This window comes from Brevibacterium ihuae, assembly GCF_900184225.1.
In the GTDB taxonomy this organism is placed as follows: domain Bacteria; phylum Actinomycetota; class Actinomycetes; order Actinomycetales; family Brevibacteriaceae; genus Brevibacterium; species Brevibacterium ihuae.
In genome coordinates, this window is the sequence record NZ_FXWZ01000003.1 from 1,545,977 (window position 1) to 1,565,169 (window position 19,193).

The following is a 19,193-nucleotide window of genomic DNA, read 5'->3' on the forward strand; positions in this document are numbered from 1 at the left end:
GATCTGGGTCACACTGTGCGGTCGGCGTCGCCCTCTCCTCAGGCGTCGATCGGCCGGTAGCGCTCGAACTCGACGATCCGCGGCACCGGTCCGGGTCGGACGTAGGCGACGAGGATCTCCCCGGGGTTCATGTACGGGTCCTTCTTCGGCAGCCGCTCGGCCAGCCCGGCCGGTGCGTGGTCGGCGAGCACGGCGAGCACGGTCGGCAGCACCGGGCGGTGCGTGCAGATCACCGTCGGCTTGCCCTTCTCGAGGATCGCGACGAGCGCCTTCGCGGTCTTCTTCGGGTTCGCAGCGTTCGCCTTCTCGCTCAGCGGCGCCACGGTCTTGATGCTCCTGCCGACGGCCGCGGAGTACGGCTTGAGGGTCGCCACGCAGCGCTTCCACGGGCTCGACACGACCCTCTTGATCCGCCAGGCGGCGAGCAGTCCGGTGAGCGCCATCGACTGCCGGGTGCCGAGCGCGAGGAGCGGACGCACGTGCTCGGTCTCGTGCCATTTCGAGCGCGGGAACGCCTTGCCGTGGCGCACGATGATGAGCGCCCAGGCGCGCAGCGCACCGGTCCGGTGGGCGTGCTCGAGCCGATCGAGCTGCTCGCGGTCGGCGAACCGGCTGAGCTTCGCGCGCGCCGTGCCGACCGGGAACCACTCCGCGCGGTCGATCTCCTTGGGGTCGTCCGGCTTCGCGGGCTTGTCGCTCGTCACCTCGGCGGCCCAGTAGCTCACGTGCTTGGTAAGTCGCCGGCCGACGGTGTACCGGGCCGAGGGCATGGGCAGCCCGAGGTGGATGTCGAAGCCGGTCTCCTCGGCCACCTCGCGCACGGCGCACTCCGGCAGGGTCTCGCCCTTGTCGACCTTGCCCTTGGGCCATGACCAGTCGTCGTAGCGGGGCCGGTGGACGAGGAGCACCTCGAGGCCGGAGCGGCCCTCCCGCCAGCACACGGCCCCTGCGGCGAGCACATCCGCCTGGAGCCGGGCGGACTCCTCGGCGTTGGTGACGGCGGTGGGGCTCACTGCGGATCCACCGTCCGGCGTCGGTGGTGGCGGCGGATGAGCTCGGACTGGTAGTCGGCGAGCGGCTCGCCCTCGGGGCCGCGCGAGTGACGGGTCCAGATCCCGGCCGGGCCGAGGTGGAAGCTCGAGGTCGTCGGCGCGAACGCGAGATCGAACAGCCCGTCGACCTCGGCGATGTGCTCGGCGTCGCCCAGGCGGACGAGGGCCTCGACCCGGCGGTCGAGATTGCGGTGCATGAGGTCGGCCGACCCGATGTAGGCGACCGTGCGCTCACCGGTGCCGAACACGAAGATCCGCGAGTGCTCGAGATAGCGGCCGAGGATCGATCGCACGGTGATGTTCTCGCTCAGTCCCGGGATGCCCGGACGGATCGCGCAGATCCCGCGCACGAAGAGCTCGATCCGCACGCCGGCGCGCGAAGCGAGGTAGAGCGCGTCGATGATCGGCTCGTCGACGATCGAGTTGACCTTGATCCGGATCCGCGCCTCGTGCCCGGCGCGCGCGTGCTCGATCTCGGCCTCGATGAGCTCGAGGAGACCGGTTCGCACCCGGTTGGGCGCGACGAGGAGGCGGGAGTAGTCGGCGTGCGGGGCGTAGCCCGAGAGCTGGTTGAACAGCTTGGTGAGGTCCTGGCCGACCTCGGGATCGCGGGTGAGGAGGCCGAAGTCCTCGTAGCCGCGAGCGGTCTTCGGGTGGTAGTTGCCGGTGCCGACGTGGCAGTAGCGGACGAGGCCGGTGTTCTCCTGCCGGATGACGAGGCACAGCTTGGCGTGGGTCTTGAGCCCGACGATGCCGTACACGACGTGCACCCCGGCGCGCTCGAGCTTGCGGGCCCACGTGATGTTGGCCTCCTCGTCGAACCGCGCCTTGATCTCGACGACCGCGAGCACCTGCTTGCCCGCCTGCGCCGCGTCGACGAGGGCGTCGATGATCGGGGAGTCGCCCGAGGTGCGGTAGAGGGTCTGCTTGATCGCGAGGACCGTGGGGTCGGCGGCGGCCTGCTCGAGGAAGGCCTGGACGCTCGTGGAGAACGAGTCGTAGGGGTGGTGGAGGAGGATGTCGCGCTCGGCCACCGCCTCGAAGATGTCGACCTGCTCGGAGCTCTCGGTCTGCGACAGGTACCGGTTCATCGCCGGCACCGCCTTGGGGAAGTGGAGGTCGTCGCGGTTGAGGTCGGTGATCTCGCTCAGGCCGCGGAGGTCGAGCGGGGTCGGCAGCTCGTAGATCTCCGATTCGTCGATCCCGAGCTCGCGGGTGAGGATCTGGCGCACCCGGGGATGGAGGTCCTCGGTGACCTCGAGCCGCACCGCCGGGCCGAACCGGCGCCGCAGCAGCTCCTTCTCGAGCGCTTTGAGGAGGTTCTCCGCATCGTCCTCCTCGACCTCGACGTCCTCGTTGCGGGTGACCCGGAAGAGCGAGTGGTCGACGATCTCCATGCCCTCGAACAGCCGGTCGAGGTGGGCGGCGATGATCTCCTCGAGCGCGATGAACCGGGCCGGGAACTCGGGGCTCACCTGCCGGGTCTCGGCGGATTCGGCGACGTTGATGAAGCGGGGGAGGACCTGGGGGACCTTGACCCGGGCGAACAGGTCCGCCCCCGTGCTCGGGTGGCGGAGGAGCACGCCGAGGTTGAGCGACAGCCCTGAGATGTAGGGGAACGGGTGTGCGGGGTCGACGGCGAGCGGGGTGAGCACCGGGAACACGTGGGACTCGAAGTACTCGTCGACCTTCGTCCGCTCCTCCGGGGTGAGGTCGGCCATCGAGACCGAGAAGATCCCCTCCGCATCGAGGCGCGGACCGATGTCGGTCTTGAGGAGTTCCGAATGGCGCTCCATGAGGGTGTGCGCGTGCTTGCCGAGCGAGCGCATGACCGCCCGCGGCTGTGCACCGGTGATCGAGGGCACCGCGAGACCGGTGGCGATCCGGCGCTTGAGGCCGGCGACCCGGACCATGAAGAACTCGTCGAGGTTCGAGGCGAAGATGCTGAGGAAGTTCGCGCGCTCGAGCAGCGGGATCGAGGTGTCGGCGGCGAGCTCGAGAACGCGCTCGTTGAACGCCAGCCAGCTCAGCTCGCGGTCGAGGAACCGGTCGGGCGGGGAAGGGAGCTCGTGATCGAGCCCGAAGGCCGCGACGTCGTACATTCAGTTCTCCTCGGCGGTGCCCGGCGGGGCGTAGCTCACATGGACGATCGTATGGGTGAAGCCGAGCGACTCGTAGAGCCGCCGGGCGGGCACGTTGTCGCTCTCGACGTAGAGCTCGACGACCTCGGCCCCGATCCCGCGCAGATGGTGCATGCCGGCCACGGTGAGGGCGCGGCCGACCCCGGCGGCGTGCACGGCCGGATCGACGCCGATGACGTAGACCTCCCCGGTGACTGCGCCGGACGGGTGGTCCCGGTGGAGCTTGGTGTGGTGGAAGCCGATGACGGCGTTGGCGCGCTCGGCGATGAGGACGTCGGCCGGATCGAATCCGGGCGCGTCGACGATGGCGGCGATGTCGGAGCGGGCCTGTCCGCCCTGTTCGGGGTGCCAGTCGAAGGCGGCGTTGTTGACCTGGAGCCAGCCGTCCTCGTCGCCGGGGGCGAAGGGCCGGATCGTCGTGTCCTCCGGCGTCCGGGGCTCCGGCAGCGTGAGGCGGTCGAGCGGATCGGTGTGGAGCTGGAGGAGCTCGCGCTCGCGCTCGTACCCGAGGGCGGCAGCGAGGTGGGCGGCCGCGGGATGGTCGCCGTGCGACCAGAACCAGGCGCCGGCGCCCGCCGCGGTGAGCTCGTCGTGCATGGCGCGCACGAGCTCACCGCCGAGTCCTGTGCCGCGGGAATCCGGGGCGACGACCGCCTCGGCGGCCCAGCGGGCGCCCTGCTCTGCGGCGACGCCGAACCCGAGGAGCTCGTCGCCGGTGTCCGCGGTCCACATCCGGGTTCCTTCGGCGGATTCCCCGAGTGCGGCGAGCAGCCCGTCGGAGATCGGCAGCAGTCCGTCGGCGCGGGTGGCCGCGTCGAGGAGGGCGGGCAGCTGCGCCGGGACGTGGTCGACGGTCTGGATCTCAGGCGCTGACATCGATGTTCTCCTTGTTCTGCGCCGGGCGGATCCGGTCCGGGCCGGCCGCGGCAGGGGCGGTGCGACCGGACGGCTGGGCGGAGTTCGCGAGGACCGGGTCGGGGACCGCGACGGGACTGAAGCGGTAGCCGACGTTGCGCACCGTGTGGATCGCGGATTCGAGCTCGGAGCCGAGCTTCGCCCGCAGTCGGCGGATGTGGACGTCGACCGTGCGGGTGCCCCCGTAGTAGTCGTAGCCCCACACGTCCTGGAGGAGCTGGGCGCGGGTGAAGACCCGGTCGGGGTGCTGGGCGAGGAACTTGAGGAGCTCGAACTCCTTGTACGTCAGGTCGATCGGACGCCCCGCGACAGAGGCGGTGTAGCTGCCCTCGTCGATGACGAGAGCGCCCGCGACCACGGGGGGATCGACCGACTCCCGCGCCACGGCGCGGGTCTCCGCGAGCCGCAGGCGTGCATCGATCTCCGCCGGGCCGGCGGTGGACAGGATGATGTCGGCGGCGTTCCAGCTCGGGTTCGCGGCTGCGAGACCGCCCTCGGTGAGGACGATGATGAGCGGCAGGTCGATGCCCACGGTGGACAGTCGGGAGGCCATGGTCGGAGCGAGGCCGAGGTCGGTCGTCGCATCGAGGACCGCGACGTCGGCCGGCGGGGCGGCGAGCAGGTCGGAGTGGTCCGGGCGCACCGCGTGCACGGTGTGCGGCAGATACCCGAGAGCAGTGAGCGACGGGGGTCCGGTGACGGCGGAGCCGTGGGCGATGTGGAGTATGCGCATTGCCGTCCTAACCCCCTGCGTCGATCCTCGTCTGACTGCTCGCGAGTATACCGGGAGGCCGGGTGCGCGCTCGGGCGGCGGGGTGCCCATCGGGGGGTTCTGCGGCGGACCTGCGCCCGACCCGGCTCGCGGTGCGCCGAATACCGTCGATGCGCGGCGTTTGGCAGGATGGGGGGATGACGCGTTGGATCCGGATCGTCGTCGCCCTGTGCCTGGCGGCCGCCCTCGGCGTCTCCGTGTACTTCGGCCTCGTGCCCTTCGCGCTCGCCTGCGGCCTCGTCGTCGCGGCCCTCGCCTACGGCTGGCCTCGCCTCACCGACTCGCCCCAGCCGCGCGCCACGACGACGATGCTCTTCGTGCTCGGTCTCATCGGCCTGGCCACCGTCTGGATCGCCCCCACGGCCCCGTTCCTCGATTGGCTCCCGCTCGTCGCCGGCGTGGGCCTGCTCTGGGCCTTCGTGCAGAACCTCGTGCGCGGGATCGGCGCCTCGCACGCTGTCGTCAACGTCTCCGCCCAGGTCGCCGGGCTCGTCATCATCCTGTCCGTGGCGAGCTGGGTGGGTGCCGTGCAGGTGCCGGGCGACAAGGAGGCGGTGATCGTCGCCCTCGTCGCGATCATCCTCGCCCAGGCGGCGACGGTGGTGCCGTGGCCCGCCCGCTACACCTCGCCGCTGGCGCTCGGCATCGCGGTGCTCGGTGCCGCGACCACCGCGACGATCATGGTCGACGGCAGCATGTCCCTGTGGGGAGCGGCCGGCCTCGGCCTCGTCATGGGCCTGCTCGTCGCCGCCACCGACCGGATGCTCGGCCTCGTCGCCCGCAGCCGCCTGCAGTCGCGCGAACTGCGCCGCGCGCGGCGCCGGGACAAGGCGCGCCTGGTCGCCGTCCAGATGGCGCTCGGCGCCGCTCCGATAGCGCTCGGCGGCATCGTCGTCTATGTCATCGAGCGGATCCTCGTCTTCGGCTGAGGGCCCTCGCCTCTCTGGCCCGGAGCGCGGGCGCGCACCACTCCGGTCCGGGGCCGTGACCGCGGCCGAGCCCCTCCCGGGTCACGGCGTCCCGGCCGAGCGTCCGCCCCGCCCGGGCTCGGGACCGGGTGCCGGCGCAGGGTCCGCAGTGGGTACACTGGGCACCATGGACAACCTCGTGATGCTCGAAATCTTCTTCACCGTGCTCGTCGGCCTCGCCGGCCTCGGCACTGCGGGTGTGGCCATCAAGGTCATCACCAACCTCTTCAAGACCCCCCGCTGACCGCATGCCCATCGAACTCGACGCGGACCTCCAGCCGGAGCTCGTGCCGCTGGCCTGGCTCATCGGCTACTGGGAGGGCGTCGGCGTCGTGGGCTATCCCGGCACCCCGGAGCGCCAGTTCGGGCAGCGCATCGATTTCGTCGCGCCCGCCGGTGCGCCCTTCCTTCACTACACCGCGCAGGCCTGGCTGCTCGACGAGGACGGGCGTCCCGCCGACACCCTCACCCTCGAGACCGGGATCTGGCAGCTGGTCCGGCCGCGCCGCGAGCACGATGCCGGTCCGGGTCTCATGGTGCCCACCGAGCCCACCCCCTTCACCACGGCGGAATCCGTCGAGACCCTCCGTGGTGAGGACGGCGACTTCGAGATCGAGGTCGAGATCGTCCACCCGCACGGCGTGATGGAGCTCTACGCCGGCCGGGTCACAGGCCCCCGGATCGACCTCGCCACCGACGTCGTCGCCCGCACGACCACCGCCAAGGAGTACACCGCATCGACGCGGATGTACGGCCTCGTCGACGGCGAGCTCATGTGGGCGTGGGACATGGCCGCGCTCGGCCGCGAGCTCACCTCCCACGCCTCCGCCCGGCTCAAGCGGGTCTCCTGACCTCCACGGCCATGGCGACCGGCATCCGGCGCAGGCGCACCCGGACCCGCATCATCGGGTTCGTCCTCGCCGTCGCCCTCCTCGCAATCCTCGCCTTCGCGGCGCTCACCACGGTCCGGGTCAACGCGCTCATCGACCACCTCGAGGCCGCCTCGGGCGCGGCCGAGAACTACATGCTCGCCCTCACCGAGGATCCCGCCGCGCTCGACGGCCACCTCGACCGCGCGCGCACCGAGCTCGACGCGGCCGAGGCGGAGCTCGCCGAGGTGCCGCTCGCCCAGCTCACCCACCTCCCGTGGCTCGGCCGCAACCTCACCGCCACCGCCACTGCGGTCGACCAGATGCAGATCCTCACCGACGAGGTCGCCCCCGTGCTCACCGACGCGGCGGTGCTCATCGACTTCGAGGAGCGGACGCTGCGCGATCCCGGCAGCTCGGTCGCCGAGTGGCGGTCGACCCTCGAGGACTCGGTCGAGGTCATCCGGGCCGCCCCCGGGGCGATCGACCGGCTCGGGGAGGTCCGCGACGCGGTCTCCGCGATCGAGACCGACGGGCTGCTGCCGGCAGTGAGGGATTCGATCGAGGAGCTCGAGACGTCCCTCGACGACGCCTACGGCCGGGTGGCGCCGGTCCGCAAAACCTTCAGCGACCTGCAGGAGTGGGTCACCGAGGGCATCGAGAACTTCAACCTGCTCGACCTCATCCGCAACCTGGCCTGAACCCCGGCGACACCGGGGACGGCCGGAAGGGAGTCAGACGATGACCGGGACGCACCGACCGACCAATGTGCTCCGCTTCCCCCGCTCGAGCGCGGTGCTCGGCGAGGGGGACCGCTCGGCCGAGGTCGCCCACCTCGGGAACCCGCTGCGCGAGCAGCGCGCCCTCGCCCGCGGGCGCGCCGTGGCCGACCTCTCCGCCGTCCGCGTCCTCACGCTCACCGGGCCGGACGCGCTGAGCTGGCTCAACTCGATCACGACGCAGAAGATCGATGCGCTGCCGGTCGGCCGGTCGACCGAGACGCTCGTGCTGTCGCCCACCGGGCACATCGAGCACTGGCTGCGTCTCGTGCGCGACGACGAGCGGCTGTGGGTGCTCACCGACGGCGACGCCGAGGCCGCCCGTGCCTTCCTCGAATCGATGAAGTTCATGATGCGCGTCGAGATCGCCGACGTCAGCGCGGAGTTCCAGTGCCTCGGCCTCGACGCCGGACCGGGTGATGCCGTGCAGGGGGATGCTGCGGGGCATGGGACTGGTGCGGACGGTGCTGCGGCGCGGGGGCCGGCAGGGCTGCCCGCCGGTCTGCCCGCGGTGGTTGTGTGGGATGACCCGTGGCCGGAGATCGGCGAGGGCTCGGCCTCGTACGCGGCGGTCGACCTCGGCATGCCGGTGGCTTCGCCGGAGCATCCCGGCGGCGAGCACCGCTTCCGGATCGCTGTGTGCCCGAAGGCGGAGCTCGCCGAATGGGATCCGGCGGCGGCCGGGGTCGAGGTCGTCGGCCGCGACGCATGGGAGGCACTCCGGGTCGAGGCCTGGCGTCCCGGCACCGCCGAGGTCGACCACAAGGCGCTCGTCGGGGAGCTCGACGTGCTCCGCACCGCGGTCCACCTCGCGAAGGGCTGCTACCGGGGGCAGGAGGCGGTCGCCCGCGTCCACAATCTCGGGCAGCCGCCGCGCCGCCTCGTGTTCCTCCACCTCGACGGATCGGCCCACGCGCTGCCCGAACCCGGGGCCGAGGTCCGCGCCGAGGTGCGCGGTGCCGTCCGGCCGGTCGGGCAGGTGACCTCGGCCGCGCTCCACCACGAGCTCGGTCCGATCGCGCTCGCTCTCGTCAAGCGGAACCTGCCGGCCGAGGAGCCGCTGCTCGTCGAGGTCCCCGGGGAGGAGCAGATCGCGGCGAACCAGGAGACCGTCGTCGTGCTCGAGCGGAACAACCGGGCCGGCGTCCCGCGGATCGATCGCGACGTCGACCGGCGTCGTCGCTGAGGGCCGGCGCGACCACGGGGCAGCAGCTCCGACCACGGGACTGCAAACCTCGCTCCCGGGCTGCAGATCCGCCGCCGGGGCCGCGCACCCCGACCACGGTGCCGCAGGCCCGCCGCGCGTGGCGACGCGCGCGGAATGGGTCTAGGGTCTGAGGCATGAGCACTCAGGAACTGGGCGGCGCCGCACTGCCGCAGGAACGCATCATCGCAACCGAGATCCCCGGACCGAGTTCCCAGGCCATCGAGGCCCGGCGCGCGAAGGCCGTCGCCGCCGGCGTCGCCTCGAGCCTGCCGGCCTACGTCGTCGCCGCGGGCGGCGGGATCCTCAAGGACGCCGACGGCAACCAGATCATCGACCTCGGCTCCGGCATCGCCGTGACCACGGCCGGCAACTCGAACCCGCGGGTCGTCGAGCGCGCGGCGGCCCAGCTCGCCGCCTTCACCCACACGTGCTTCATGGTCAACCCGTACGAGTCGTACATCGAGCTCGCGGAGAAGCTCAACGCGCTCACCCCGGGCGACTTCGAGAAGCGCACCGTGCTCCTCAACTCCGGCGCGGAGGCGGTGGAGAACGCGGTGAAGATCGCCCGCGCCCACACCAAGCGCGACGCCGTCGTCGTGTTCGACCACGCCTACCACGGCCGCACCAACCTCACCATGGCGATGACGGCGAAGGCCCACCCGTACAAGGCGGGCTTCGGTCCGTTCGCCGGCGAGGTCTACCGCGCCCCGATGTCCTACCCGTACCGCGACAACGACGCGGCCGGCACCAAGGTCTCCGGCGAGGACGCGGCGAAGCGCGTGATGACGATGATCGACAAGCAGATCGGCGCCGACAACGTCGCCGCGCTCGTCATCGAGCCGATCCAGGGCGAGGGCGGCTTCATCGTCCCCGCCGAGGGATTCCTCCCCGCACTCGTCGAGTACGCGCGCGCCAACGGCATCGTCTTCGTCGCCGACGAGGTGCAGGCCGGATTCGCTCGCACCGGCAAGATGTTCGCGAGCGAGTGGGAGGGCATCGAGCCCGACCTCGTGACGACCGCCAAGGGCATCGCCGGCGGTCTGCCGCTGTCGGCCGTGACCGGTCGGAAGGAGATCATCGATTCGGTGGGCGCCGGCGGACTCGGCGGCACCTACGGCGGCAACCCGACCGCGGTCGCCGCCGCGCTCGGTGCGATCGAGGCCTACGAGCAGGACGACCTCGTGTCCCGCGCGCTGCAGATCGGCGAGATCATCACCGAGCGGGTGGTGCGCCTCCAGACGCGCTTCCCCGAGGTCGGCGACATCCGCGGCCGCGGCGCGATGCAGGCGATCGAGCTCGTCGCCAAGGATTCGATCGAGCCGAACCCGGAACTCGCGAAGGCCGTCGCCGCTTACGCCGCGAAGAACGCCGTGCTCGTGCTCGTCACCGGGACTTTCGGCAACGTGCTCCGGTTCCTCCCGCCGCTCACCATCAGCGACGAGCTGCTCCACGAGGCCTTCGACGTCCTCGAAGAGGCCTTCGCCGACGCCCTGAGCTGACCCGGCCCCAAGCCTCCTGGGACTTGGCCAGGCCCCTGACCCTGGTCTCGGTCTCGGGCTCCCGGGCACCCGGCCCTCTGGGCCTCGGGTCCGGGCCTCGGGCCTCGGGCCTCGGGCCGGACCCGTCGAGTGGTCGTGTTCGGTCGAATACTCGCGAGTATTCGACCGAACACGACCACTTGATGCATTCACCACAGGGCGCGGCGCAGTCGGGGCAACCAGTCCCGGTCAGTCATGCCCGCAGTGATGCGGATGACGAGGTATCCGAGGTCGCGCAGTTCGTCGTAGCGCCCGATGTCGTACTGCCACTGCGCCTCCTCCCGGTGGTGCCGACCCTCGTACTCGAGGACGACCTTCCGGTCCTCGTAGCCCAGATCCGGTTCGATCACCGCGCCCGAGGGGAGCCGGATCCGCGGGTGCACGCGGGGTTCGGGCAGCCCGGCCCGGACGATCGTGAGCCTGATGTCCGTCTCCCGGGGCGAGTCGACCCCCTCGCGCGCCTCGGCGAGGGCGGCCAGCAGTCGCCGCCTCCCGCGGAACCGCGTGTGGCCGTTGAGGAAGTCGGTGAGCGCGGGATGCGAGACGACGGGCGGGCCGTGCCATTTCCCCATGAGCGCATCGCAGATCTGCACGAGGTTCCAGGGCGAGGTGAGACCGGCGACCTCCGCCAGGACGAACCCGGGGTGGTTGATCCGCAGGCCGAACCTGTCGATGGGATCGACCCGCTGGGTCCGGTGGCCGACGACACCGTCCAGTCGCACCCTGCTGGTCCCCGGAACGATGACGTGGAGCGGTCCGTTCCGGAGGCGAGGAGGCAGGGGGAGACCGGTGAGCTGGGCCGCGGTGAGGGAGCAGAAAACCGCCTGCGGGCGCACGCTCTGGAGTACGCGGGCCCGGCGGAACAGGGCGACCCATTCCTCGTCCGCCCAATGCGGAACGGTGGCGATCTCGGTCGCCCGCGTCGATTCGACCGCTCCGCGGAACGGTCGGAGGGCGGCCGGTGAGTTCCGGATCTCATAGCTCGTGTGGCCGGATTCCCCTGCCCGGGCGCGCGTGATGACCTGCGGCACGATGATCTGCTTCATCCCCGCATCGAACCCGCACTCGGGAGCGCTGCGGAACCCCCGCCTCGGCCCTGGGGAGAAGCCGGCCCGTGTGGCGTGGCCTGTGACCTCAGGTCGGCCCACCCTCGAGTGGTCATGTTCGGTCGAATACTCGCGAGTATTCGACCAGAAGTGACCACTCGACGGACTGGCGTGCAAGAAGTGACCACTCGACGAAGGGCCGGGTCGGAAGGAATGGCCGAACTGCCCGTGAGGAGGGGGCGGGGCCAAGGGCCGAGCCTGAGGAGGAGAACGGCCCGAGGGAGAGGAGCTGAGCCCGAGGGGGAAGAACTGGGTGCCGGGCAGTCAGGCGGCGGGGCCGGGAAGGAGAGTCCCGCGAAAGGAGCGCCCTGCGGAATGAAAGCGCTGCCCTTCCGGTTGTGCGGAGCATGAAGCTCTCTGTCCTCGATCTCATCCCGGTGCGCGGTGAACAGACGACCGCTGACGCCCTCCATGCCTCGAAGCAGCTCGTCGAGACCGCCGACCGGCTCGGCTACACCCGCTACTGGGTGGCCGAGCACCACAACATGCAGTCCGTCGCGTCGACCACGCCGGGCATCGAGCTCATGCACCTCGGGCAGAACACCGAGCGCATCCGCCTGGGATCCGGCGGGGTCATGTTGCCCAACCATGCCCCGCTCGCCGTCGCGGAGCAGTTCTCGCTGCTCGCCGCGGTGTACGGCGACCGGATCGACCTGGGCATCGGGCGGGCTCCGGGCACCGACCCCATCACCTCGATGGCGATGCGCGGCCACCTGGGCGAGGGGCGGATGGTCGATCGCGAGGGGAACCCGATCGACCCCGTCGAGGCATTCCCGCAGCACGTGATGGACACGATCGCACTGCTGTCGCCGGACGGTGCCGCCGTGCCGATGTTCGGAGGACGCGAGCACCGACTCGCGGCGACCCCGCGCCCGACCGCCTCACCGCAGGTGTGGCTGCTCGGCTCGAGCGGGTACTCGGCGCAGCTGTCCGCCGCGCTCGGGCTGCCCTACGTGTTCGCCCACCACTTCTCCGGCCACGGCACCGAGGCCGCGCTCAACCTCTACCGGAACTCCTTCAGCCCCACTGCACACCCAGGTCAGCCGGAGACCGGGAGTCCGACGACCTTCCTCACCGTCAACGCCGTCGTCGCCGACACCCGTGAGGAGGCGCTCGAGCTCGCCGAACCGTACATGTTCACCATGGCGAACCTCCGGATCGGTGCTCCGATCACCACCCTGCCGCTCGTCGGCGCCGATGTGCGGGAGAAGATGACCGCCGGCCACCGGGAGGTCGCGGAGAAGATGATCACGGCGTGGGTCGTCGGGACCCCGGAGGAGGCCGCCGAGCAGCTGCGCGAGACTGCCGAGCGGTTCGAGGTCGACGAGGTGATGATCCATCCCGTCGCCGGCGGGCGGCCCGAGGATCCGATCGACGAGACGCCCGCCCGCGTCCGCACGCTCGAGCACCTCGCCGAGGTCCTCCTGGGCTGAGTCCAGGAGAGGACTCCGGGCAGGCGACCCGCACCGGCGCCCGTGATCCCCATCATCCACGTGTCCACTCAGACGCGCGCCGCTCGGGCGAGGCGGAGCCCCGCGACGACGGTCGCGGCTGCGAGGGCCACGACGACGAGCCCGCCGCCGGCCGCCAGATCGGGCGCCCACCGTGCGAGGCCTGCCGGGCCGAGGCCGGTCGTCGCCGGGAGGACGACGGCCATCGCTGCGGCCGCAGCCGCGCAGAGGACGGCCGAGATGCCGAACCGAGTCGCCGCGGTGCGCACCGCGGACCGCTCGGAGGATCTCCCACCAGTCCGTGTCGGCACGCGCGCCGGCCGGAGGAGGACGACCCCGAGCCACGAGACGGCCCCGATGACCGCGATGCCGACTGCGCCGAGCGCGAGCGGATAGGTCGCGGAGCGCGCCGGAGCGGGCGACTCCGAGCCGAACACCGCGGTCGCAGCGGAGCTCGCGGTGCGGACGAGGTCAGCGGACCCCGGCTCCCCGTACTCGTCGACGACGATCACCACGGCCCGATCGAGCGCGGGCAGCAGCTCGACCCGGGTGAAGGTCCCCGGGATCGCACCGGAGTGATGGATCCGCTCGACGGCGGTCCCGTCGAGATCGACGCTGTCGTAGTTCCACCCGAATCCATATGCGGAGTCCGGGCCCGTGGGTGCGGCGGCCTCCCGAGACCGGGCGTGGAACGCCGCGCCCTCCGGCGACAGGTTCCACTGGGCCCACCGGGCGAGATCCGAGAGGTCCCCGGTGAGGTACCCGTAGCCGAGGCCCGCGCCGTCGCAGGTCGCGGGCGCCGCCATGGGCAGGCCTGCGAAGGGCGCCGATCCGATCCGCGCGGGGCGTGCGCAGCCGTGACCTGCGGCCTGCCCGTCCGGTCCGGTTCCGGCGGAGACAGCTCCCGTAGCGGCGACCGTCGCGGGGAACTCCTCACCGGTCACCCGCTCGACGAGCGCCTGGAGGACGATGTAGTTCGTGCTCGCATAGGTGAACCCCGATGCCGCGGCATCCGGCGCCGGCAGCTCGCCGAGGACATCGACGGCACGGGCAGAGGGCCGGTCACGGTCGGTCACCGCGAGGTCATGGGGCAGGCCGCTCGTGTGGGTGAGGAGCTGCCGGACGGTGAGGCGCCCGGTGGCGTCGGGGAGCTCGGTGAGCACGGTGCCCACCTCGGTGTCGAGATCGATCCGACCCTCCTCGACGAGGGTGTCGACGAGGTGGCCGGTGACGCCCTTCGACACCGAACCCCAACGGGTAGCCGCCGGGGGTGCGGTGCCGTCGCCCTCCGGTGGGTCGCCTGCCGCCTGCGCCTCGATGCCGACGCTGCTCACGACCACGGCGCGTGCGTGCGGGGTCTCCAGCGCGGTGAGGAGGGAGTCCAGACGGTCCTCGGCATCCGTGCGCACCGGGGCCGCCGCGACAGCGCTGACGCCCGGCACTGCGAAGGCTGACAGCAGTGCGAGGACGAGTGCTGTGATCCCGGATGCGAGTCGCGAGGGGAGAGCGCGGACTCTGCGGGACGGATGAGAAAGCTGGGGATACGACGGGGTGGGGTGGGGAACCTCCTGCCCCCACGCTAGGCGCGCCCGGCGCCGGTGAGCGGTGGGGAAATCCCGATGGGCACCGGGGGATCCCCGTCCGCCGGGACCGTCAGTGCGGGAATCTCGGACCCCGTCCGCCTGAGGGGAAACCCAGCTCCCGTCCGCCGGCACAGTCCCAACGGGGGACCTCAGCTCCCGCTCTCCGGGACGCACAGTCCCTGCCGAAGCCTCAGACCCCGCGGATCCGGATCGACCGGGCGAGGTCGTCGCGCAGCTCGAGGAGCAGGCGGCGGAGGGCGCCCGGTGCCTCGGGGCGGTCCGCGAGCCAGGCATCGGTGCGCTCGAGCACGTGCTGCGGCCGCTGCGACCAGTGCGGGTAGAGCCCGACCACGAGCCGCCGCGCGATCTCGATCGACCGCGTCGTCCACACCGTGTCGAGCAGGTCGAAGTACGGGCTCACGGAGGACTCGGTGAGCGGGAGAGCGCTCGGTGCGGTGAACCCGGCGATCGTCGCCGAGAGCATGTCGTTGCTCAGTTCGGTGTCGCCGGTGATCGCTTCCCAGGCGCGCATCTTGGCGATCGGGAGCGGTCGGGCGGCGGAGGCCGTCGCTGCGTGGAGCGCGCCCGAACCGGTGCGGTCGGCAGCCGCCTCCGCCTCGATCTCCGGGGTGTCCGCCCAGCCGAGCGCGACGAGCGCGATGAGCGCCTTCCAACGCAGCGCATGGTCGACCTCGAGTCCGGGGAACTCGCGCATCCGCCCGGCGAGGAGGGCCGAGGCGAATTCGCGCCCGGCGCCGACCGCCGGGTCATCGGCACCCGGCTCGCCGGCGGTCGAGTCCGCGGTCCGGGCGACGAGTGCGAGCACGGTGTTCGCGAGATCGAGCTGGGAGTCCGAGCCCGGTTCGGCCGCGACGAGGGAGTCGAGAGCGGCGCCGAGCACCCCGGCGACCGCCTCCGGTCGAGCGGCGGGGGAGGTCCAGCGATCGAGTGCGGTGAGCACCGTCGTCCGCAGCCCGGCGGCGATCCCGGGATGCGTCTCCCGGGGCAGCGCGCGGCAGTAGGCCGCGAAGTAGTCCTCGGTCGGCAGCAGTCCGTCCCGCAGCGCGTTGCCGAGCGCCGACCACACGAGCGCCCGGTGGAGCGGGTCGGCGAGCCGCGATACCGAGCTCAGCGCGGTCGCCGTCGACACCGGGTCGAGCCGCACCTTGCAGTAGTCGAGGTCTCCGTCGTTGGGGAGGATGAGCGCCGGCCGCTCGGTGCCGAGCATCTCCGGGACGTCGCAGCTCTCGACCGCGAAGTCGATCATCCACGTCCCCGTCCGCTCGAGCACCGGCCCGACGCGATCGAACGCCGCCACTGCGAGCCGGTGCGGGCGCACCACCCCGGCGTCGGCCGCGCCGTCGGAGTTCTCCTGGCGGATGTGCACCTCGGTGAGGACGTCGGCACCGTCCGCAGCACCCTCCCCGCCGGGACCATCCCCGTCCGGGTCGTCCCCGGTGTGGTCGGGCACGTCGATCCCCGCCGGGTCGTCGATCGCTCTCCCGGTCCGTGCGGTCCCGGCGCCGTGGTCGTCCCGGTCCTCCCGCGCCTCGGCGGGCAGGGGGCCGGATTCGACGGTGAGCTCGATCTCCGAGACGCCCACCGTGCGCAGCCAGGCGTCGGCCCAGTGGTGGACGTCGCGGTCCGGGGCGGCCTCGGCGAGTGCGGTGAGGAAGTCGGTGAGGGTGGCGGTGCCGAAGGCGTGGGCGCGGAAGTAGCGGCGGCTCCCGTCGAGGAACGCCTCGCGTCCGACGAACGTGACGAGCTGCTTGAGGACCGAGGCGCCCTTCGCGTAGGTGATCCCGTCGAAGTTGAGTTTCGCGGCCTCGACGTCGGGGATGTCGGCGACGATCGGATGCGTCGTCGGGTACTGGTCCTGCCGGTATGCCCAGTCCTTGCGCCGGAGGGCGAAGGTCACCCAGCCGTCGGTGTGCTCGGTGGCCTCGGCGAGTACGAGCCCGGCCATGTAGTCGGCGAAGGACTCCTTGAGCCACAGGTCGTCCCACCACTCCATGGTGACGAGGTCCCCGAACCACATGTGCGCCATCTCGTGGAGGATGACGTTCGCGCGCGACTCCCGCATGGACCGGGTCACCTGGTCGCGGAAGATCAGCGCATCGGTGAAGGTGACGAGTCCGGGATTCTCCATCGCGCCGAGGTTGTACTCGGGGACGAACACCTGGTCGTACTTGCCCCACGGGTAGGGGATGTCGAAGGCCGTGTGGAAGAAGTCGAGCCCCTGCGCGGTGACCCGGAAGATCTCGTCGGCGTCCATGTGGTCGGCGAGCGAGGCGCGGGTGAGGAGGCCGAGGTCGATCGCGGCTCCGGTGACCGGGTGGGAGTAGGAGGTCTGTGCCTGCGCATAGTGGCCGGCGACGACGCAGGTGATGTAGGTCGACATGACCTCGGTGTCGGCGAACTCGTGGCACGTCACGCCCGGCTCGGTGGGGCTCTCCCGAACGACGGGCGCGTTGCTGCGGACGAGGAGGCCGTCGGGGGCGAGTACGGTGAAGGAGAAGCGGGCCTTGAGGTCGGGCTGGTCGAAGTTCGCGAACACGCGGCGGGCGTCGGTCGGCTCGTACTGGGTGTAGAGGTAGACGGTGTCGTCGGCGGGGTCGAAGAAGCGGTGGAGGCCCTCACCGGTCCGCGAGTACAGCGCGCGGGCGTGGACGCGCAGGGTGTTCGCCCCGGTCCGCGGGGTGAACCGGACGCGCGCCCCGTCGAACGCCGCCTCCGGATCGAGCCGCTCGCCGTTGAGCGCGAGCTCGACGACTCCGGCGGCGATGAGGTCGATGAAGGTGGGCTCGGCTTGCTCGGCGGTGAAATCGACCTCGGTCACCGAATCGAACTCCCGCTGCTCTCGATCCGTGCAGCGGCCGAGGTCTAGGATGACGGAGTACCGGGAGATCTCGAGCAGCTCAGAACGGCGACGGGCTTCGTCACGGGTGAGATTGGTCGTCATGGGGCCTCCTTCGACACCGCTTCCCAGCATGCCACAGGAGGAATGAGAGCGTGAGCCGTCGAACCGGCGCCCGGTCGCGGCCCTCGGCATGGCCCGGGCAGCTCAGCGGGCACCTCCGCAATCGTGCCCGGCTCGGTGCCCGCCGCACGCGCGCGAACCTCTCCCAGCTCCTCCAGGTCACCCTCGGCGCGACGGCCGCCTACGCCTTCTGCGCGCTCGTCCTCGGCCACGAGTACCCGTTCCTCGCGGCCGTCGCCGCCGCGATCGGCACCGGCGTCACCGCTGACCGCCGTGTCCGCCGCTCGATGGAGATCGGGTTCGGTGCGACGGCCGGCGTGCTCGTCGGCGAGTTCATGCTCGCGACCTTCGGGGCGGGCCTGTGGCAGCTCGCGGTGACCATGCTGCTCGGTCTGATGATCGGCACGATGATCAACTCCGGGGGCATTTTCATCACCCAGATCGGCGTCCAGTCGGTCTACGTCATCTCCGTCCCCCAGGCCGAGGCGGCCCAGCCCTTCGACCGGACCGTCGACGCGCTCGTCGGCGCTCTCGTCGCGATCCTCATGGCGCTCGTCGTCCCCAACGACGCGCGGAAGGGTCCGCGGGACCGGGCGTCGTCCCTGCTCACCGAGATCGCGGAGACGCTCGTCGAATCCGGTGACGCGCTCGCCCGCGCCGACGTCCAGGCCGCGCGCCGGGCGCTGTCGCGCGCCCGGGACACGCAGGGGATCGTCGATTCGTGGCGGTCGACCCTGCGGATCTCCCAGGAGGCCACCCGAATCAACGCCCGCTCGCGCCGCTACGCCGCCGAGGTCACCCGCCTCGCCCGCGCCGTCGAGTACGCCGATCGCGCGATGCGGATGGTCCGCGTGGTGGCGAGGAGGACCCAGGCGATGGCCGAGCTCGGCACCGCGCGCCCGCAGCACGCCGAGCTCGTCCGCGACCTCGGGGAGGGAGCGCGGCGGCTGCGGGTGGCGCTCGAGCGGGGCACCTCGCGCACCCCGGCCGAGGAGTTCCTCTCCGGCGTCGCCGCCCGGCTCGACCCCAACGGCAGGGACGTCGCCGACATGCAGGACCGGACGCTCGTGCTGCTCCTGCGGCCGCTCGCGGTCGATCTGCTCCAGGCGTCCGGCCTGCCGGAGGATGCCGCGCTCGAGAAGCTGCCGGTGCTGAGCGAGGACACCGCGGAGGGCCCGCCGGTCGAATGATCCGGGGCCAGGGCAACGGGCCCGGCGTGCAGCGGGCCGCTGACTGCGGCCCCGGCGGTCAGACACCGGGCGGGTGCCCGACCGCCTCAGGCGGTCTCGACGACGTAGACGACGAGGCTGTCGGGCTCGAGGGCCGCGCAGGTGTGGAGCACATCGCCCGGATAGCGCAGGTAGTCGCCGGCGGAGAGCTCCTCGCTCCGATCGGCCCAGCTGACGCGGACACGCCCCCGGCCCACCACGACGTGCTCGGTCGTGCCGACCGGGTGGGGCATGGACTCCTTGACCTCGCCCGGCTGCGCGCTGATGAGGTAGAGGTCGCGCCGGGCGTGGGGCGGGCTCGCGCTCAGCAGCCACGAGACGTAGTCCGTCGTCGAGGAGGCGAGGGCGGGCGGCTCCCCGAGGCGGATCACTGCGGCTCCCGGGTCGGGGGCGTCGAGGAGGCGGGCGAGCGGGATGCCGTAGGTCGTGGCGAGCGACCACATCGTCTCGAGGCTCGGGTTCCCGGCCCCTGATTCGAGCTGGGAGAGCGTCGACTTGCCGAGCCCGGCGCGCCGGGCCGCCTCGGTGAGGCTGAGGCCGCTCCGCTCGCGCTCGCGGCGGAGCGCCCCGGCGACGAGGAGGCGCGGGGAGTCGTCGGTCATG

Annotated in this window: 15 protein-coding genes; 7 read left to right on the top strand and 8 right to left on the bottom strand. The window is 71.8% G+C overall.

What is annotated here, in order from left to right; all coding sequences use genetic code 11:
* Positions 1 to 38: 38 nt before the first annotated feature.
* The 4 genes from C1A17_RS12245 to C1A17_RS12260 are packed head-to-tail and all read right to left on the bottom strand — an operon-like array spanning position 39 to position 4,841.
* The gene (locus C1A17_RS12245; RefSeq protein WP_101653234.1) at positions 39 to 1,013 is read right to left on the bottom strand and encodes an NUDIX hydrolase; all 975 of its coding nucleotides are present in this window, start codon (positions 1,011 to 1,013) and stop codon (positions 39 to 41) included.
* Complete coding sequence (locus C1A17_RS12250) at positions 1,010 to 3,154, bottom strand: RNA degradosome polyphosphate kinase (protein ID WP_101653235.1); 2,145 nt, start codon at positions 3,152 to 3,154, stop codon at positions 1,010 to 1,012. The genes C1A17_RS12245 and C1A17_RS12250 overlap by 4 nt, the downstream gene beginning before the upstream one ends.
* Positions 3,155 to 4,069, bottom strand: a complete 915-nt coding sequence (gene mshD, locus C1A17_RS12255) for a mycothiol synthase (RefSeq protein ID WP_101653236.1) — start codon at positions 4,067 to 4,069, stop codon at positions 3,155 to 3,157. It lies immediately after the preceding gene.
* Positions 4,056 to 4,841, bottom strand: coding sequence for a response regulator transcription factor (locus C1A17_RS12260; protein ID WP_101653237.1), 786 nt, complete (start codon positions 4,839 to 4,841; stop codon positions 4,056 to 4,058). The genes mshD and C1A17_RS12260 overlap by 14 nt, the downstream gene beginning before the upstream one ends.
* Positions 4,842 to 5,017: 176 nt before the next feature.
* Here C1A17_RS12260 and C1A17_RS12265 point away from each other — a divergent pair, with 176 nt between their 5' ends.
* The 5 genes from C1A17_RS12265 to gabT all read left to right on the top strand — a co-directional run bounded on the left by C1A17_RS12265 (position 5,018) and on the right by gabT (position 10,202).
* Entirely contained in the window at positions 5,018 to 5,809 is a 792-nt protein-coding gene (locus C1A17_RS12265; protein WP_101653238.1) for an ammonia permease, read from the top strand.
* Between the two features lie 287 nt (positions 5,810 to 6,096).
* Positions 6,097 to 6,699 carry a nitrobindin family protein gene (locus C1A17_RS12270; RefSeq protein WP_101653239.1) on the top strand — a complete coding sequence of 201 codons (603 nt, stop codon included), beginning with the start codon at positions 6,097 to 6,099 and terminating at the stop codon, positions 6,697 to 6,699.
* A gap of 11 nt (positions 6,700 to 6,710) precedes the next feature.
* Positions 6,711 to 7,418: a hypothetical protein gene (locus C1A17_RS12275; RefSeq protein ID WP_101653240.1), complete on the top strand. Its 708-nt coding sequence runs from the start codon at positions 6,711 to 6,713 to the stop codon at positions 7,416 to 7,418.
* A gap of 40 nt (positions 7,419 to 7,458) precedes the next feature.
* Entirely contained in the window at positions 7,459 to 8,682 is a 1,224-nt protein-coding gene (ygfZ, locus tag C1A17_RS12280; RefSeq protein ID WP_101653241.1) for a CAF17-like 4Fe-4S cluster assembly/insertion protein YgfZ, read from the top strand.
* Between the two features lie 155 nt (positions 8,683 to 8,837).
* A complete protein-coding gene (gene gabT, locus C1A17_RS12285; RefSeq protein WP_101653242.1) occupies positions 8,838 to 10,202 on the top strand; it encodes a 4-aminobutyrate--2-oxoglutarate transaminase in 1,365 nt (454 codons plus the stop codon).
* 188 nt (positions 10,203 to 10,390) lie between these two features.
* Here gabT and C1A17_RS12290 read toward each other — a convergent pair whose 3' ends face one another.
* Positions 10,391 to 11,287 (bottom strand): PDDEXK family nuclease, encoded by an 897-nt coding sequence (locus C1A17_RS12290; RefSeq protein ID WP_101653243.1) that lies wholly within the window; start codon positions 11,285 to 11,287, stop codon positions 10,391 to 10,393.
* Between the two features lie 407 nt (positions 11,288 to 11,694).
* On the opposite strand from C1A17_RS12290, the gene C1A17_RS12295 reads away from it, so the two are divergent.
* Positions 11,695 to 12,780, top strand: a complete 1,086-nt coding sequence (locus C1A17_RS12295; RefSeq protein WP_101653680.1) for an LLM class flavin-dependent oxidoreductase — start codon at positions 11,695 to 11,697, stop codon at positions 12,778 to 12,780.
* Positions 12,781 to 12,848: 68 nt separating this feature from the next.
* On the opposite strand, the gene C1A17_RS12300 is transcribed toward C1A17_RS12295, so the two are convergent.
* A complete protein-coding gene (locus C1A17_RS12300) occupies positions 12,849 to 14,240 on the bottom strand; it encodes a serine hydrolase domain-containing protein (RefSeq protein WP_180953326.1) in 1,392 nt (463 codons plus the stop codon).
* A 331-nt stretch (positions 14,241 to 14,571) separates the two neighbouring features.
* Positions 14,572 to 17,343, bottom strand: a complete 2,772-nt coding sequence (gene pepN, locus C1A17_RS12305) for an aminopeptidase N (protein ID WP_101653245.1) — start codon at positions 17,341 to 17,343, stop codon at positions 14,572 to 14,574.
* A 50-nt stretch (positions 17,344 to 17,393) separates the two neighbouring features.
* On the opposite strand from pepN, the gene C1A17_RS12310 reads away from it, so the two are divergent.
* Positions 17,394 to 18,551 carry an FUSC family protein gene (locus C1A17_RS12310; protein WP_101653246.1) on the top strand — a complete coding sequence of 386 codons (1,158 nt, stop codon included), beginning with the start codon at positions 17,394 to 17,396 and terminating at the stop codon, positions 18,549 to 18,551.
* An 86-nt stretch (positions 18,552 to 18,637) separates the two neighbouring features.
* Here C1A17_RS12310 and C1A17_RS12315 read toward each other — a convergent pair whose 3' ends face one another.
* Entirely contained in the window at positions 18,638 to 19,192 is a 555-nt protein-coding gene (locus C1A17_RS12315; RefSeq protein WP_101653247.1) for a helix-turn-helix domain-containing protein, read from the bottom strand.
* Position 19,193: the final 1 nt, after the last annotated feature.